17 protein-coding genes and 1 pseudogene are annotated in these 16,552 nt (G+C 59.4%); 8 read left to right on the top strand and 10 right to left on the bottom strand.

The features are described 5' to 3' along the window. The 4 genes and pseudogenes from GT756_RS18935 to GT756_RS18950 all read right to left on the bottom strand — a co-directional run. Nucleotides 1-351, bottom strand: a pseudogene (locus GT756_RS18935) (hypothetical protein); the annotation flags it as partial. Nucleotides 352-495: 144 nt separating this feature from the next. Next, nucleotides 496-798 carry a PTS lactose/cellobiose transporter subunit IIA gene (locus tag GT756_RS18940; protein ID WP_004205145.1) on the bottom strand — a complete coding sequence of 101 codons (303 nt, stop codon included), beginning with the start codon at nucleotides 796-798 and terminating at the stop codon, nucleotides 496-498. Nucleotides 799-896: 98 nt separating this feature from the next. After that, complete coding sequence (locus GT756_RS18945) at nucleotides 897-2,219, bottom strand: PTS sugar transporter subunit IIC (RefSeq protein WP_004205144.1); 1,323 nt, start codon at nucleotides 2,217-2,219, stop codon at nucleotides 897-899. An 11-nt stretch (nucleotides 2,220-2,230) separates the two neighbouring features. Beyond that, nucleotides 2,231-2,545 carry a PTS sugar transporter subunit IIB gene (locus GT756_RS18950; RefSeq protein WP_160125003.1) on the bottom strand — a complete coding sequence of 105 codons (315 nt, stop codon included), beginning with the start codon at nucleotides 2,543-2,545 and terminating at the stop codon, nucleotides 2,231-2,233. Nucleotides 2,546-2,579: 34 nt separating this feature from the next. On the opposite strand from GT756_RS18950, the gene GT756_RS18955 reads away from it, so the two are divergent. The 4 genes from GT756_RS18955 to GT756_RS18970 all read left to right on the top strand — a co-directional run bounded on the left by GT756_RS18955 (nucleotide 2,580) and on the right by GT756_RS18970 (nucleotide 6,640). Further along, nucleotides 2,580-2,855: a hypothetical protein gene (locus GT756_RS18955; RefSeq protein ID WP_125627477.1), complete on the top strand. Its 276-nt coding sequence runs from the start codon at nucleotides 2,580-2,582 to the stop codon at nucleotides 2,853-2,855. Beyond that, entirely contained in the window at nucleotides 2,839-3,780 is a 942-nt protein-coding gene (locus GT756_RS18960) for a LacI family DNA-binding transcriptional regulator (protein WP_004205142.1), read from the top strand. The genes GT756_RS18955 and GT756_RS18960 overlap by 17 nt, the downstream gene beginning before the upstream one ends. 213 nt (nucleotides 3,781-3,993) lie before the next feature. Then, a complete protein-coding gene (locus GT756_RS18965; protein ID WP_094334428.1) occupies nucleotides 3,994-5,364 on the top strand; it encodes an aromatic acid/H+ symport family MFS transporter in 1,371 nt (456 codons plus the stop codon). A gap of 13 nt (nucleotides 5,365-5,377) precedes the next feature. Then, nucleotides 5,378-6,640 (top strand): gallate dioxygenase, encoded by a 1,263-nt coding sequence (locus tag GT756_RS18970; RefSeq protein WP_004205139.1) that lies wholly within the window; start codon nucleotides 5,378-5,380, stop codon nucleotides 6,638-6,640. On the opposite strand, the gene GT756_RS18975 is transcribed toward GT756_RS18970, so the two are convergent. After that, a complete protein-coding gene (locus tag GT756_RS18975) occupies nucleotides 6,637-7,863 on the bottom strand; it encodes a LysR family transcriptional regulator (RefSeq protein WP_017900183.1) in 1,227 nt (408 codons plus the stop codon). The two genes, GT756_RS18970 and GT756_RS18975, sit on opposite strands and share 4 nt — an antisense overlap. Nucleotides 7,864-7,990: 127 nt before the next feature. On the opposite strand from GT756_RS18975, the gene galB reads away from it, so the two are divergent. Genes galB through GT756_RS18995 form a run of 4 tightly spaced genes read left to right on the top strand, consistent with a single transcriptional unit; the run spans nucleotide 7,991 to nucleotide 11,397 of the window. After that, nucleotides 7,991-8,731, top strand: coding sequence for a 4-oxalmesaconate hydratase (gene galB / locus GT756_RS18980; protein WP_004205133.1), 741 nt, complete (start codon nucleotides 7,991-7,993; stop codon nucleotides 8,729-8,731). Next, nucleotides 8,728-9,441 carry a 4-carboxy-4-hydroxy-2-oxoadipate aldolase/oxaloacetate decarboxylase gene (locus tag GT756_RS18985; RefSeq protein ID WP_017900182.1) on the top strand — a complete coding sequence of 238 codons (714 nt, stop codon included), beginning with the start codon at nucleotides 8,728-8,730 and terminating at the stop codon, nucleotides 9,439-9,441. Before galB ends, GT756_RS18985 begins: the two co-directional genes overlap by 4 nt. Nucleotide 9,442: 1 nt before the next feature. Further along, entirely contained in the window at nucleotides 9,443-10,528 is a 1,086-nt protein-coding gene (locus tag GT756_RS18990) for a 4-oxalomesaconate tautomerase (RefSeq protein ID WP_032456756.1), read from the top strand. Nucleotides 10,529-10,530: 2 nt separating this feature from the next. Next, entirely contained in the window at nucleotides 10,531-11,397 is an 867-nt protein-coding gene (locus GT756_RS18995; protein ID WP_023319368.1) for an NAD(P)-dependent oxidoreductase, read from the top strand. 3 nt (nucleotides 11,398-11,400) lie between these two features. Here GT756_RS18995 and GT756_RS19000 read toward each other — a convergent pair whose 3' ends face one another. The 5 genes from GT756_RS19000 to GT756_RS19020 all read right to left on the bottom strand — a co-directional run bounded on the left by GT756_RS19000 (nucleotide 11,401) and on the right by GT756_RS19020 (nucleotide 16,535). Further along, nucleotides 11,401-11,691: a YicS family protein gene (locus GT756_RS19000; protein ID WP_002923120.1), complete on the bottom strand. Its 291-nt coding sequence runs from the start codon at nucleotides 11,689-11,691 to the stop codon at nucleotides 11,401-11,403. A gap of 106 nt (nucleotides 11,692-11,797) precedes the next feature. Then, on the bottom strand, nucleotides 11,798-12,700 hold the full coding sequence (locus GT756_RS19005; protein WP_004205129.1) for a DMT family transporter: 903 nt from the start codon (nucleotides 12,698-12,700) through the stop codon (nucleotides 11,798-11,800). Nucleotides 12,701-12,851: 151 nt separating this feature from the next. After that, nucleotides 12,852-14,282 (bottom strand): PTS N-acetylmuramic acid transporter subunit IIBC, encoded by a 1,431-nt coding sequence (gene murP, locus GT756_RS19010; RefSeq protein WP_064178598.1) that lies wholly within the window; start codon nucleotides 14,280-14,282, stop codon nucleotides 12,852-12,854. A 24-nt stretch (nucleotides 14,283-14,306) separates the two neighbouring features. Then, on the bottom strand, nucleotides 14,307-15,209 hold the full coding sequence (murQ, locus tag GT756_RS19015) for an N-acetylmuramic acid 6-phosphate etherase (RefSeq protein WP_126494030.1): 903 nt from the start codon (nucleotides 15,207-15,209) through the stop codon (nucleotides 14,307-14,309). A 162-nt stretch (nucleotides 15,210-15,371) separates the two neighbouring features. Next, complete coding sequence (locus GT756_RS19020; RefSeq protein ID WP_126494031.1) at nucleotides 15,372-16,535, bottom strand: multidrug effflux MFS transporter; 1,164 nt, start codon at nucleotides 16,533-16,535, stop codon at nucleotides 15,372-15,374. Between the last annotated feature and the right edge of the window lie 17 nt (nucleotides 16,536-16,552).

A 16,552-nucleotide genomic window follows, 5' to 3' on the forward strand; every position in this document is an offset into this window, starting at 1 on the left:
GTTGCCCAGGCGGCCGATCGCCGAGGCGCCGTTATAGGAGCCGTCGACGCCGACATATTTCTGGTCGCCGGTCTGGAAGTGGGCGCCATAGCGGGCATAGCCGCTGAACTTGAGGCCGAACGGAATGTCCATATCCGGCGAGGCGGCGGTGGTCTGCGGGTTGGTGATCACGTCGACCTTTTTGTCAGCCGCGGCGTCGATTTTCGCCTGGCGTTCGGCCAGCGCTTTATCAACGGCTTTGGCGACGATGGCGTCGATCTGTTCCTGAGTAAATTCTTGCGCCATTACGGAAATTGGGCACAGCGCGGCGACAACCGCCATGGCTAAAGGCAGTTTTTTCACAGTATTCATGGTTATCTCGCTTTAATAATTAATATATTTCAGATAATAACCATCCCATTCTGGCTAAAATATATAGCCAAAATAAGCTGATTTGTTTTTTAGGGTACAGCGACGCCGGAGAATAATATTCTCGCAGGCGTTATTCCATATTAATTAACGCTGGTACAGATGGATTAATTCTTCTGAGAACTCGCGGGCCAGCAGCGAATTCATCAGATGATCCTGGGCATGTACCATAATCAGCGTCATAGGCTGACGCGCTTCACCGGCATCCTGCTCGATGAGCTGGGTCTGCATCTGATGCGCCCGACGGGCGTAACCGTCGGCTTCATTTAACAGTAAACGCGCTTCGTCGATATTTCCGGTTCGGGCCGCATGTAGCGCTTCAAAACATAATGAGCGTGACTGTCCCGCATTAACGATAATTTCCATTACCGCATCTTCTAATTCAATCATGTGTATTCCTGAGGTCTTTATTATTTAATAATGCAGTGAAAGTCCTTTTTCTGCATTATTACGCTGCCATCATATTATCTCTCCGGGGCGGAGAGGAATTAGCTAACGGTTTCTGCTACCGGAACGCTATTTTTGGTTTTCTCAACTTCGGTTTTCATTAAGGAACGTTCATAGGCGCGCAGGAACGGCAGGTAAATCACCGCCGACATCACCATGCAGATAAGGCACATCACTACCGGGCTCAGCGTCCAGTTGGCCGCCCACGAGGCGCCAATCGGTGCCGGCGTGGTCCACGGAGTGAGGGACACCACCTGGCTCAGCCAGCCAAGACGCGTCGCGCCGTAAGCCAGCACCGCGTTGACCATCGGTACGCAGACGAAGGGGATAAACATCATCGGGTTCATGATGATCGGCGCCCCGAACAGGATCGGCTCGTTAATATTAAAGAAGCTCGGCACGATGCCCATCTTGCCGATGGTGCGCAGATGCGTGGCCCGACTACGCAGCAGCAGGAAGGCCAGCGGTAGGGTCGAACCGACGCCGCCAATCAGCAGATAGTGATCCCAGAAGCCCTGCAGATAGACGTGCGGCAACACCGTGCCGGCCGCCAGCGCCGCCTGGTTTGCCGAGAGGTTAGCCATCCAGAACGGGTTCATAATGCCGGTGACAATCAGCGAGCCGTGGATCCCAGCGAACCAGAAAATCTGGCACATCAGGACGGAGAGCAAAATCGCCGGCAGCGAGTCGGAGGCGGAAACCAGCGGCTCCAGCAGATGCATGATCGCCTGCGGCAGGATCATCCCGGTCTGCGCTTCGATAAACAGGTTTAGCGGATGCAAAGTACCAATCACCACCAGCACCGGGATAAGGATTTCAAACGAACGAGCGACGCCGGTCGGTACCTCTTTCGGCAGTCGAATGGTGATGTTGTTTTGCTTCAGCCACGCGTAGACGCGGGTGGAGTAGATGGCGGTGATGAGGGCGGTAAAAATGCCCTGGCCGGACAGATACTGAGTGGAAATTTTTCCATCGGCATAGGGCGCGGCGACCAGCAGGAAGGCCATAAACGCCAGCAGACCGGACATCACCGGATCCAGCTGAAACTGACGACCGAGGCTGGCGCCAATGCCGACCGAGATAAAGAAGGTCATTACGCCCATGCTGAGGTTAAACGGCAGCATCAGCTGTTCGCGGTAGTGCTGGGAGAAATCGAGCCAGCCGCGGGCAAAGCCGTTGGTGGTCTCGGGTGAAAACGGCGGAAAGATAAATACCAGCATGAAAGAGCCGATGATCATAAACGGCAATGCGGCAGTGAAGCCATCGCGGATAGCGATAACATATTTCTGCTGCCCAAGGCGTCCTGCCAGCGGAGTAATAGATTGCTCGATCACGGCAATCATGGACTGATACAGAGAACTCATTTCAACACCTCTCAGTGCGTCGCTGCGATCAGCGACAGAGCATAATTCAGGACGTTGTCTCCCCGCTGCATACCGTAGTCCATCGTATCGATGGGCTGAACGGGAATGTTCAGGGAAGCCGCTTTGTCAGACAGGGTTTTCAACATGTATTTCACCTGGGGGCCTAGCAACACCACCTGATACTGCGGAAACTGGATGTCAAATTCGGAAACGCCATAGGCGTCAATCTGCACCGGCAGATCACGTTCATTCGCCGCCTCCACCATCTTTCTGACCAGCAGACTGGTGGACATTCCGGCAGAGCAGCACAGCATAATCTTGTACATCGACGACCATCCTCAAAATGTAAAAAGTTATTGCGTGGATGATTTGATATCAGACGGAAACCGGTTTCCATTTATAAAAAGCAGAACTGTGATAGTGGTCAAGATCTCCTGCTTATGGGGCGGATTTATTGGATTTGGCTCACATTATTCTGTCGATTTGGCGATGTTTTGCGCTGAAATGGAAAATCGGTTTCCAAACAAATGGCGAAATGGCTATACTGCGCTGGTCATAATTGAAGCGATTCAGGTTTACAGGATTTTGGCGGGACGTGGCGCCCGCGCAGGGGAAAATGATGTCGACAATCAATGATGTTTCACGACTTGCCGGGGTTTCCAAAGCCACGGTGTCGCGAGTGTTGAGCGGCTCACGTGGCGTGAAGGAAGCCAGTCGTCAGGCGGTGCTGCAGGCGGCGGAAGCGCTCAATTACCGGCCAAACATGATAGCCCAGTCGTTGCTTAGCCAGTCCACCGGCTGCATCGGCGTCATCTGCGCCCAGGACAATATCAATCAAACCACCAGCTATCTCTACGCCCTGGAAAAACAGCTCAGCCAGCACCAGAAGCACCTGCTGCTGCGCTTCGCCAACACCAGCAGCGGCGTGATGAACTCGCTGGAGGAGTTAACCTGCGGGCTGTGCGATAACGTGCTGATCATCGGCGCGCGTTTTCCTCTGAATATTAACCGCCCGGACGTGGTGTTGGTGGACTGCCTCGACAGCGAGGGCGAAAACAGCATTCAGTTCGATCACGCCTTCGCCGCCGAAACCGCCTGCCACTATCTGATAAGCCAGGGCAGAAGGCAGATTGCGCTGATCCATCCGCAGAGCAGCGGCTTTGCCGATCAGGTGCTGCTGGGCTACAAGCACGCGCTGGAAAAAAACTTTTTGCCGTTTAATCGCAATCTGGTGTTTCTGGATAACACCTCGCCGTCGGTGGCGGTGCAGGAGCTGGTCAATAACGCCACGACGCTGAACTTTAACGCGCTGCTGGTGAGCGATGAGCTGCAGGCGCAGCGCGTGGTGCCGCAGCTGCAGGCGTTTAACCGCGCCGTTCCGCAAAATGTGATGGTGTTTAGCCTCGCCGGATCGTTACAGCTGCCCGGAATCCCGACTATCCCGGCGATTGAATATTCCATGGACGCGATGGCGTCGCGGATCGTCAACTGGCTGACCGAGAAAACGGACAACCCGGGCGGCAGCCCGCTGCGCGGCGATTTAATTATTCCAAAGCACTGATCGTCGCTCTTGCCCTGACCCGCCGCCGTTGGCTGCGGGTTTTTTATTGGCTGTTTTTTGTCGTATCCCTCACATTATAAATAAAACTCATATCTGTCGCCGGGTTTTCGAACCGGACAGCCTGCGTAACCTGCCTTAAGTTGAGTACGAAAGTTCCACTCAAAAAAAACACTAACCAGAACATTCGTACCGCCTGCTTGAGGAAGTCACCCTATGAATCACATGAACGTTGTCGATGTGAAAGCGTGGATAGATGCCCGCCCGGTCTCGCGCTTTCAATGGAACGTGCTGCTGCTCTGTTTCATCATCATTATGCTGGATGGGTATGACGCTGCGGTGATGGGCTTTGTCGCCCCGGCGCTCATCGAGGACTGGGGCATCAGCCGGGCTGAAATGGGGCCGATTCTTGGGGCGGCTATGTTCGGCGTCGCCATTGGCGCGCTGGTGGCGGGCCCGCTTTCTGACCGCTACGGCCGAAAACGCATTTTACTCTGGTCGGTGGCGCTGTTTGCGCTGTTCAGCCTGGCCGGCGCCGTGGCGCAAAGCCCGTCGCAGCTGGCGCTGCTGCGCTTTCTCACCGGCCTCGGACTTGGCGCCGTGATGCCCAATTGCGTCACGCTGGTGGCGGAATATATGCCGGAGCGGCGTAAAGGGGTGATGATCACCCTGATGTACAGCGGATTCAACGTGGGTTCCGGCCTCGGCGGCTTTATCGCTGCCGGGTTGTTATCGCATTACAGCTGGCACTCGGCGCTGATTTTTGGCGGCGTGCTGCCGCTCGTGGTGCTTCCCTTTATGATCGTGATGTTGCCGGAGTCGGCGATGAGCATGGTGGCGCGCCGACTACCGGGCGAGCAGATCGCCAGGGCGCTTAACCGGCTTGGAGGCCAGTTTACGGCTGACACCGTCTTCCAGCTGAATGCGCCGCCCATCACGCGGAGCAGTAAAGTGGCACAGCTGTTTCGGCATGGTTATGCCCGCGGCACGATAGCGCTGTGGCTAACCTATTTTATGGGGCTGTTCGTGATATATCTGCTGAACGGCTGGCTGCCAACCATTCTCCGCTCCGGCGGGCTGTCGCTGCAGCAGGCGGCGATGATGACCGGCTTGTTCCAGCTCGGCGGCCCGCTGGGCGGGATCCTTGTCGGTATGCTGATGGATCGTGCTTCGGCGAAAGCGGTGATTGCGGCAACCTATTTCCTCGGCTGCCTGTGCCTGTTGTCCCAGGGGTTGATGGACTTCGGATCGGCGGCGCTGTCGGTGCTGATTTTTATCAGCGGGATGTGCATTAACGGCGCGCAGAACGGTCTGCAGGCCTATTCGCCAGCCTATTATCAAACCGAGATCCGTGCTACCGGCGTCAGCTGGATGCATGGTATCGGCCGTACCGGGGCTATTCTCAGCTCCACGCTGGGCGGGATGCTGATGCTGGTCGTGCCGGGACACTCGTCGATCTTTTTGGTGCTTGCGCTGCCGGCCTGCCTGGCGGGGACCTGTATTTTGTTGCACCGTATGAATCACGCTAAGCCTCGACTCACAGAGGCAGAACTGGACGCTTTGTCATCCCCCCTGGAACACCGATAAGTGGAGTTATCTGATGGCTAACATTCTCGGCGGTATCGCCGTCTCTCATACCCCGACTATCGGCTTCGCGGTCGATCATCATAAACAGCAGGACCCGGCATGGTCGCCGATCTTCCAGAGCTTCGAACCGCTGCAGCGCTGGCTGGAGGAGAAAAAACCGGATGCGCTGGTGTACATCTTTAATGACCATGTGACCGCCTTTTTCTTCGATCACTATTCGACATTTACGCTGGGAATCGATAGTCAATATGACGTTGCCGATGAAGGCGGCGGACCACGCTGTCTGCCGCCGGTCCAGGGCAATGCGGCGCTCTCAAGGCACATTGGCGCCAGCCTGATGGCCGATGAGTTTGATATGTCGTTCTTTATGGATAAAAAGCTCGACCACGGCCTTTTCTCGCCGCTTTCGGCGCTGTTGCCCTGGGATGAAGCGCAGGGGTGGCCGACGGCGGTGATCCCGTTACAGATCGGCGTGCTGCAATTTCCGGTACCGAGCGCGCGCCGTTGTTACCGACTCGGCCAGGCGCTGCGCCGGGCAATTGAAAGCTTCCCGGAAGATATCAATGTGGCGATTGTCGCGACCGGCGGGCTCTCGCATCAGGTTCATGGCGAGCGCTGCGGATTTAATAATCCCGACTGGGATGCCCAGTTTGTTGACATGCTGGTTAATGACCCGGAAAAGCTTACCGAAATGACCCTTGGCGAATATGCCGAGCTGGGGGGAATGGAAGGGTCTGAGGTGATCATGTGGCTGGTGATGCGCGGCGCGCTATCAGCCAATGTCACCGAAACCTGGCGCGACTATTACCTGCCGTCGATGACCGGTATCGCTACGCTGATCCTTGAGAACAATGCGCGCCTGCCCCCCGTCGATACCCTGACGCGCCATCGCCAGCATATGGCGCAGCAGCTGGCCGGGGTGGAGAAACTGCCGGGAACCTATCCTTTTACCCACGAGCGCAGCCTGAATGGCTTGCGGCTTAACCGTTTCCTGCATCGGCTGATTGAGCCTGCCTGGCGCGAACGTTTTCTGCAGTCGCCTCAGTCGCTTTATGCCGAAGCCGGACTGAGTGAGGAGGAACAGCAGTTGCTCAACGCACGCGACTGGCGGGGATTGATTCAGTATGGCGCCAGTTTCTTCCTGCTGGAGAAAATGGGCGCGGTGGTCGGCGTATCCAACCTGCATATTTACGCCGCGATGCGCGGGCAGACGCTGGAGGCGTTTCAGCAAACGCGCAACCAACAGGTAACCTATTCGGTGGCGGGTAAACGTTAAACAGTCCCGTCCTGAACCTGCTGATAAATAAAACGCAACAGCGCCTGCGTCGCCGGGGAGGGTAGGCTGCCGGCGCGAAACGTCAGCCCGATACGCCGGGTGGTATCGGGCAGGGGGACCGGCAACACGCTGAGCAACCCATTGTCAGTTTCAAAACGCATCTGGCTGGCGGAAACCGCCGCCAGCATGTCGGAGTCCTGCAGCAATCCTCGCACCATCGCCGCATCCCCGGTCTCCACCGTCGGCTGGGGCAGCGGCAGCCCCAGGGTGACAAACGCCTTATCCAGCAAATGGCGCGCCGGCGCGTTGGCGCGCGGCAGCACCCATTGCGCCGTCGCCAGCTGGCTGCGCGGGTCCGGATGGCGCAGCAGCGGGTGGTTATTACGCAGTAAAATCAGCATATCCTCTTCGAATAACGCCTCGCTACAGAGGTCCGGGAGATCTTCATCCTGACGCAGGGCGCCGATAATAAAATCGATATTACCTGCGCGCATATCGGCGACCAGCGACTCATACGGGCTTTCATTGGTCATGAGGGTAATACCCGGGTGCTGGGCCAGAAAGGCGGCAATGGCGGAGGGCAGTAGCCGGGTGCGACTCAGCGGCAGGGCGCCAATGCGCACGGTGCCCTCCAGCACCCCGCGACGGGCGGCGAGATCGCTCCAGATGTTTTCCAGCTCGTTGAGCGCTCTGCTCACCGGGGGATAGAGCAGTTCTGCGGCAGGCGTGGGACGCACCCCTTCTGGCGTTCGGCGAAACAGCGCCGAATCCGCCCCTTTCTCCAGGACCTTCAGCGCGGCGCTGACCGCCGGCTGGGTGATCCCCAACTGTTGCGCGACGGTTTGGGTATGGTTGACGTGATAGAGCTGAATAAAAATGGCTAACCGGCGGGTATTGAACAGCCAACCGGCGTCCGCCAGCGGGCCGCTGGTGCGGGTATGGTGCTTCTGCAACAGCGCCGGGATGGCCTGCAGGTCGTCAATCGCCCGCCGGGCGCGCGGCAGGATGCACTTGCCATACTCGGTGGGCACCATGCCGCTGTAATGGCGTTCGAACAGCGTGACGTTCAACGCGGCTTCAAGGTCGCGGATAGCCCGGGTTATCGCTGACTGCGTGCGGAATAAGTCATCGGCAGCACGCGAGACGCTTCCGCGCAGCGCGACCTGACAAAAAAAGCGCAGCTGCATGATATTTATGATTTTATCGTGCTTTCTCTTCAGCATTATTCGTCAGGCCTGAAATAGTGAGTGAGTCGACAACATAAATAAAAATCATAGCCTTCGCAAGTTAACGAATTACCTTCCAGCGGCGGGACATGACAAGCTGAAAAAAACAACAGAGGAAGCCATCATGTCTCATCCGGTTAGCGAAAAAAGTGCCCTTGTCGTCAGCGCCCACTCGGCCGATTTCGTCTGGCGCGCGGGCGGTGCGATAGCCCTGCATGCCCTGCAGGGCTATCAGGTCCATGTGGTCTGTTTGTCCTTTGGCGAGCGCGGCGAGTCCGCCAAACTGTGGCGTAAAGGCAACATGACCGAGGAGGCGGTGAAGCAAGTCCGTCGCGAAGAGGCGCAGGCCGCCGCCGAGATCCTGGGCGCCAGCGTCGAATTCTTTGATATCGGCGACTATCCGCTGCGCGCCGATAAAGAGACGCTGTTTCGTCTGGCGGATGTGTATCGCCGTATCCAGCCCCACTTTGTTCTGACGCACTCGCTGCAGGATCCCTATAACTACGATCACCCGCTGGCCTCCCACCTGGCTCAGGAGGCTCGGATTATCGCTCAGGCAGAAGGCTATCGCCCTGGCGAGAAAATTGTCGCTGCTCCCCCGGTTTACTGTTTCGAACCGCACCAGCCGGAGCAGTGCAACTGGAAGCCTGATGTGCTGCTGGACATCACCACTGTCTGGGAGAAAAAGTATCAGGCCATTCAGTGTATGCAGGGCCAGGAGCATTTGTGGGAGTACTACACCCGCGTGGCGCTGCAGCGCGGAGTGCAGGCCAAACGCAACATCGGCATCACGGCCGCGCGTGATATCGTTCACGGTGAAGCCTTCCAGAGCATCTTCCCCCGCGTAACGGAGAACCTGGCATGAAGCTGTTAAATAAAAAAGGCCTTGTGATCCGCCATCTGCCGCGCCATGACGAGGCGGTTTTGCGCCGCTGTGAGGCGGCCGGGGTGGCGACGCTCCATGAAGCCTGGGCACGCCAGGGGCTGATGGGGCCGGCAATCCGTCCGATTCAGCAGGGCGTCAGCCGGGCGGGCAACGCGGTCACGGTACTGGTGACGCCAGGCGACAACTGGATGTTTCATGTCGCGGTCGAGCAGTGCCGCGCCGGCGATATTCTGGTGGTGGCCCCGACGTCGCCGTGCGGCGATGGCTTCTTCGGCGATCTGCTGGCGACGTCTCTCCAATCGCGCGGTGTGGTCGGTCTGGTGGGCGATATCGGCATTCGCGATTCGCAAACGTTGCGGGAGATGGGATTCGCTGTCTGGTCCCGTCAGGTTTATGCCCAGGGAACGGTGAAAGAGAGCCTCGGCTCGGTTAACGTCCCGGTGATTTGCGCAGGCCAGCTTGTGCAGCCGGGCGATGTCGTGGTGGCCGACGACGATGGCGTCGTGGTGCTGCCTCACGCCCAGGTGCGTGATGTGCTCGATAAAGCGGAAGCACGCATGAGCAATGAGCTTGCGAAGCGTGAGCGGATGCGCCATGGCGAGCTGGGGCTGGATATTTACGCGATGCGCCAGCGTCTGGCGGAAAAGGGGCTGCGGTATTACGACAGCGCAGATGAGGTGGAGGAGTAAGATGGCGCAACGCGGAATTCCCTGTCTATGGATGCGCGGCGGCACCTCGAAGGCGGCCTGTTTTCTGGCTGACGATCTGCCTGCCGATCCGGTGCAACGTGATGCGGTGCTGCTGGCGGTGATGGGCTCGCCTGATCCCCGGCAAATTGACGGGATCGGCGGCGCCGATCCGCTGACCAGTAAAGTGGCGATTATCCGCCGCTCCGCACGGCCTGACGCCGATGTGGACTATCTGTTTGCCCAGGTGAACGTGACGGGGGCCTCTGTGGACTACGGCCAAAACTGCGGCAATATTCTTGCCGCCGTTGGCCCTTTCGCCATCGAGCGTGGGCTGATTCGCCACGATGCGCCGCTCACTCGGGTGCGTATTTATATGGAGAATACGGGGCAACTGGCGGTGGCAGAGATCCCCTGCGATGCCGACGGGGTCGACTACGTCGGCGAGAGTCGTATCGATGGCGTGCCGGGCAGCGCCAGCCCGATCCTGCTCCATTTTCTTGATGTGGCAGGCTCCAGCTGCGGGACACTGCTGCCGACCGGCCGGGTCCGTGACCGTTTTGACGGCGTCGAGGTGACCTGCATCGATAACGGAATGCCGGTGATCCTGCTGCGCGCGTGCGACCTCGGTTGCACCGGCTATGAGACGCGCGAACAGCTGGATAATGACGACGCGCTTAAACGTCGCCTGGAGTCGATTCGCCTGCAGGCCGGGCCGCTGATGCAGCTTGGCGACGTCAGCCAGCGCACGGTGCCCAAGATGACCCTGATCGCCGAGCCGCGACACGGCGGCGCCATCAGCAGCCGCACCTTTATCCCGCACCGCTGCCACGCGTCGATCGGCGTATTTGGCGCGGTGAGCGTGGCCAGCGCCTGTCTGCTTCCTGGATCCGTCGCGCAGGGCATGGCGCAGGTCGCGCCAGGCGCTACGCCGCTGCTCAGCGTCGAGCATCCGACAGGCGAATTTAGCGTGACGCTTCAGCTTGACGCAGACGGCGCCCTGACAGGCTGCGGCCTGTTACGCACGGCGCGACTGCTGTTTGCTGGCGAAGTTTTTATTCCGGCCCGCGTCTGGCCGCGTGAGGAGTAATGATGACGACAATCGCGTTTATTGGTTTTGGCGAGGCGGGTGGCATTCTGGCGGCAGATCTGGCCCGTGAGCATGCGGTGACCATATGGGATTGCAAGCTCAATGGCCCGGAGCGAGAGGCAATGGTCAGGAAAGCCGGTGATTCGCGCGTTCAGGCGGGGAGTTCGCTGGCGCAGGCGCTGGAGAGCGCCGCGCTGATTTTTTCTACTGTGACCGCCGGTGAGGCGTTAAAGGTCGCGCAGCAGGCCGCCGCGCTGCTGCAGCCGGGGCAATATTTCCTCGATCTCAACTCCGTGGCGCCGGAAACGAAACGGCAGGCAGCTGAACATTTTCTGCCCGGCGCCTACATTGATGTCGCGGTGATGGCGCCGGTGCCGCCGGCCCGATTGCAGACACCGTTATTGATCGGCGGGCCGCAGGCGGAGGCGATCGCGCCGCGTCTGCAGGGGCTGGGGCTGAATGCCCGCTATGGCGCCAGTACGGTGGGCCAGGTGTCGGCGATAAAAATGTGCCGTAGCGTGATGATCAAAGGTCTTGAAGCGCTCACCACAGAATGCCTGTTCGCGGCCCGTGAATATGGCGTCGAGGAGGAGGTGCTTAGCTCCTTGCATCATAGTTTCCCGTCTCTGGGCTGGACAGGCGCGTTTCCCGACTATCTGATCAGCCGGGTGGCGGAACATGGCGTTCGGCGCAGCGAAGAGATGGAAGAGGTGGTGAAAACCCTGCGTGATGTGGGGAGCGCCGGGATAATGAGCGAGGCGATCGCGAAAAGCCAGCGCCAGCTTCCGGAGCAGATGGCCGCCCGTAGCCTGAGCTACAGGCAGCTGACGCCGTTTGACTGGAAAACGCTGGTCGCCAGGCTGAAATAACCGCTATTTGGCCGGACAGACGATTTTGTCGATTGCGGCCTGGTAGCTTTTTTGGTTATTGCGCTCTTTCGCCAGCGTCGCTTCGCGGACCGCGTTCTTGTTGCCGTCGGTCGCCAGCACTTTATTGGCAAAATCGTTGTCGCTGAGGTGGCTTGCTGGCGCGCATTTTTCCTTCACCGCTTTGAGCACCTGCTGCTTTTGCTGCTCGAACTGCAGGCTTTGCAGCGGTGATTCGGCCCACGCCGACGTGGCGCTCAGGGCGGTGACCAGGCATACCATCCAACATGCTTTCATCAGGCTTCTCCTTCCGTAATCGCTTCCGTCAACTATATGCGCAGGTGGGAAAACACGCAAATAGCGGTTAATTTAACTTATTGAAAAGGCGTTTGTTATCATCGCCTCAGGCGGCTCTCACCCGCCGCCGCGAGTCGATAGCGATCAGCACCACCGACGCCAGGATCAGCAGAGTGCCCAGCCAGTCCGGCAGCGTGAAGGTGATCCCCAGCAGCAGGAGCGACAGCAGGGCGCTGCTCAGCGGTTCGGCGCAGCTGAGGATCCCCGCTTTGGCGCCGCCAATCTTCTGCGCGCCGTTAAGATAAAGGCTGAATGTCAGCGAAGTACCGATCACCACCAGGTAGAAAAAAGCTAACAGCAGGCTGCCGTTCACCACAAAATCGGTGCCCTGGCCGCCGTAAAACGGCAGCAGCATCGCACCGCCGAACAACATACTCCAGCCGACGATCGGCAGCGTCCCGTAGCGGGCAATTAGCGTCGAGGGATAGGTGGTATAAAACGCGGCGGCAAACGCCGAGGCGATCCCCCAGAACAGCGCCGCCGGCGAAATCGACAGCGTCGTCGGGTTGCCGTGGGTTACCAGCAGAAAGGTGCCCGCCAGCGAGGTGCAGATAGCCCCCAGCACCAACGGAGTGGGGCGCGCTTTGCGGGCGAGGGCGAACCAGGCGACGATGATCGTCGGGGACAGGAACTGCAGCACTGTGGCCGTGGCGGCATTCGATTTTTCAATGGTCATCAGAAAGGTGAACTGCACGGTTAACGCGCCAAACAGCGAGAAAAACAGCAGGCTGACGGCGTCGCGGCGGTTTTGCAGCACGCGGAAAATGCGGTCGCCGTGAACAAAGCCGAGCATCAGCAGGATCAGCCCGGCGAACAGCAGACGCGTCATGGTCAGAAACGGCGACGACATCTGGCTTTCCTGCATAATAAACTGCGCGCATACCCCGGAACTGCCCCACAGCACGGCGGCAATCAGTACGTTCAGCATCCCTTTTTTGCTGGAGCCCATCTTTTCCTCTGGTGAAATGTGACAAAGGGGAATCATAACATGCGCCCGCCCGGGCGGCGGGGCAGGAAATGGTAGTTGGCCGCGCCGGGGTAACGATTTTGCAGGCCCGGGAAGGCGAAGTCGCCGCCGGGCATGACCCGACAATCGCGTTCTAGCTTAAATCGACATTTTTACTGCCGAACAGCCAGGTGAGCACAAAGCCGCACAGGTAGGAGACCGCCAGTCCGCCGGCGTAAACCGCCATCCCGGCGTAAATCCCGCTGCCGGAGGTCATCAGCGGCAGCGCCACCAGCCCGGACGGACCGAACACGGTGTTCAGGCCGACCGGCAGCCCCAGCCAGGCGATCAGTCCGACGAAGAAGCCGCCGCAGGCGCCGCCGAGGCAGGCGGTAACAAACGGCTTCATCCGCGGCAGGGTGACGCCGTAGATTAGCGGCTCGCCAATCCCGAGGAAGCCCGGAATAATCGCCCCTTTAATCTGGGTTCGCAGCAGCGAATCGCGCTTCGCCCGCCAGAACAGCGCCAGCGCCGCCCCCACCTGCCCGGCCCCGGCCATCGCCAGGATCGGGAACAGCGAGTTAAAGCCCTGGGCATCCACCAGCGCAAAATAGACCGGGACAAACCCCTGATGGACGCCGAACATCACCGCCAGCAGGAACAGACCGGCCAGCACCGCCGAGCCAAACGGATTGCCATTAAGATGCAGGAACAACCACGACATGCCGGTAAACAACCAGCCGCCAATCGGCATGATCACCGTAAAGGTCACCGCGCCCATGATCAGCAGCGTCACCGCCGAGGTGAGGATCATATCGAGGTTGGCCGGCATGACCCGCCGCACCTGGCGTTCAACCCACGCGCCAAGGATGGCGGCGATCAGTACGCCGATGATATTGCCGCGCGGATCGATGCCGTGGCCGAAGAAGGTGGAGATCCCGGCGTAGACGCCGCTGGTCGCCTCCGGGTTGTAGCCCAGCACGAACAGCGAGGCGATAATCGCGCCGTTTACCCCGGAGCCGCCGAACGCCTTCTGAGCGTTATAGCCAATCAGGATGCTCAGGAAGGTGAACATCCCTTTGCTGAAGACCTTCATATAGCCAATCAGCGCCACCAGGCTGGCGTTCGGATGGGCGTTCTCCAGCACGAAAACCTGTTCCGCCAGGGTGGCGAAGCCCAGCAGCAGCCCGACGGCGATAAAGCCGGGGATTAGCGGCGTAAAGATGGTGGCGAATTTGGCGAGAAACTTCTGTACCGCGCTGGTCTGCTTGCCCTTCAGCGCCTGTTTTCTCTCCGCCGCGACGTCGGCCAGCGACGGCGCGGCAGGGGCCTCCTCCAGCAGGCCGTTCATCATCTCGGCGGCGGTTTGCGCTTTGCCGGGGCCGAGCACTACCTGGAACTGCTCGTCGCTGACGATCACCCCCATCACGCCGTCAATCTGGCGGATGGCGGTGGTGTCGGCCAGACCTTCATCGCGCAGGGTCAAGCGCAGGCGCGTCATGCAGTTGCCCGCCTGCGCGACGTTTGCGGCGCCGCCCACGTGGCTGAGGATCCGCGCTATCATCTCTTTCGTTATTTTTGCCATTGCCCGTTACCTGTCTGTCGGCGCTCAGGCGTTGCTGAGCGCCTTGCGGATGTAGCCGTTGTTTTTCGCCAGCAGCGACTGCGCCTCTTCGGCGCTTAAGTCTGCCAGCACCATCACGATCGCCGTTTTACAGTGGCGGCCGCAGGCCTCCAGCGCATTCTGGGCGGTGGGGCGATCGCAGTCGGTCGCCTCCATCACGATGGAAACCTGGCGCTCAATCAGCTTGGCGTTGGTCGCTTCGACGTCGACCATCAGGTTGCTGTAGACCTTGCCGACGCGGATCATCGCCCCGGTGGAGATCATGTTCAGCACCAGCTTCTGCGCAGTGCCGGCTTTCAGGCGGGTTGAGCCGGTCACCACCTCCGGGCCGACCACCGGAGTAATGGCGACGTCCGCCAACTGGGCCATTTCGCCATGCGGGTTACAGCTGACGATGGCGACAAAGGCATTCTGGCGATGGGCATACTCCATGGCGCCAATGACGTACGGCGTGCGTCCGCTGGCCGCCAGCCCCACCAGCACATCGCGGTGGCTGAAGTTCAGGTTCTGCAGATCCATCGCCCCCTGCGCTTTGTTGTCTTCCACGTTTTCCACGGCGCTGAGAATCGCTTTATGTCCGCCGGCGATGATCCCCACCACCTGCTCCGGGCGGGTGCCGAAGGTCGGTGGGCATTCACTGGCATCGAGGATCCCCAGACGCCCTGAGGTACCCGCGCCAATGTAAATCAAGCGGCCACCGGCCTGCAGCGCCGCCGCGACCTTATCCACCACCTCGGCAATCTGCGGCAGATAGGGCGTTATCGCCTGGGCTACCTGCTGGTCTTCCTGGTTTATCACCGTCAGCATCTCGAGGGTGGAGAGGGTGTCAATGTTGGCGCTGTTGGCGTTACGTCGCTCGGTCAGCAGTTTGCTCAGGTCGATACTCATAGAAACCTCGTTATTCTCAGTGGCGCGCAGTATAAGGAATTATTTATTCCTTGCCTGTGAAGAGTATCACGATTAGTACGCGGAAAATAATAGGAGAATGGTAGATATGGCGGGAAATAGTGCGGTAATAAAGATGGAATATTTTATTACCGCACCTGGCGTTTAGCGCGCGCTGCGCGGCTGGCTGAGGCCCATTAGCAGCGCCAGCAGATAGCAGATCGCCATCGCGAGGCTCATTTTCAGCATCGTTTCGCCGCCGAGGCCCGCCAGCGGCGCGGCGATGCCGCCGAAGACAAACATCAGGGTGCCCATCAGCGCGGACGCAGTCCCGGACTGCGCGGCGTCAACGACGCTCATCGCCTCCGCGCCGGCGACGGTGCTGATGCCGCTCATCAGCGACACGGTAAAGAACAGGCCGACCAGCGCCAGCACCGGCAGCTGCAGCCAGGCAAACAGCAGCATGATCGCCGCGCAGCTCACCGCCAGCGTCAGGCCGCCGCGCAGCAGGCTTTCGGCGCTGAAGCGGCGCGCCAGACGGGAAAAGATCATCGCCGCGATAATCAGCCCGATACCGTTCAGACCGAACAGCAGGCTGAACTGCATGGCGCTCATGCCGTATTCGCTCTGCATCACGAAGGAAGAGGATCCGATGTAGGAGAACAGTCCGGCCATCATAAAGGCCTGAATCAGGCAGAAGCGTAGAAAACGACGATTCTTCAGCACCGGCTGGTCGGGCCGCTGGCGGGTCGCATTGGTTGCCGCGGCCGGGCGCGTTTCCCGCAGAATAGTCAGGCTCATCACCAGCAGCGCGCCGCCAATGGCGGCCATCGTCCAGAAGAGAATTCGCCAGTCGAAGGCGGTGATAACGTAGCCGCCCAGCACCGGTGACAGAACCGGCGCAATGCCGTTCACCGTCATCAGCAGGGCGAAAAACTGGGTCAGCAGGGTGCCCTGGTATTTATCGCGGGCGATGGAGCGCGACAGCACCGAACCGCCGGCGCCGGCGAAGCCCTGTAAAAAACGCCAGACAATCAGCATGTTGATATCCCTTGTCAGGGCGCACATCGCCGAAGAGAAGATAAACAGCAGCAGGGACAGCGCCAGGGGTTTCAGGCGGCCAATGCGGTCGCTCAGCGGGCCGAAAAACAGCTGACCCAGACCGAGGCCAATCAGCGCGGCGGTCAGCGACAGCTGGGTCTGGGTGCTGGTGGCCTGCAGTTGCTGAGTTATCTCCGGCAGCGCCGGCAGATAAAAATCCGTGCACAGCGGGCCGATGCCCGACAGCAGGCCGAGGATCAGCGCCCAGGAGAGGGAAACACGTGGCATAACGATTCCTTACAGAA

Source organism: Klebsiella sp. Q2 (assembly GCF_009900705.1).
GTDB lineage: Bacteria > Pseudomonadota > Gammaproteobacteria > Enterobacterales > Enterobacteriaceae > Klebsiella > Klebsiella quasipneumoniae.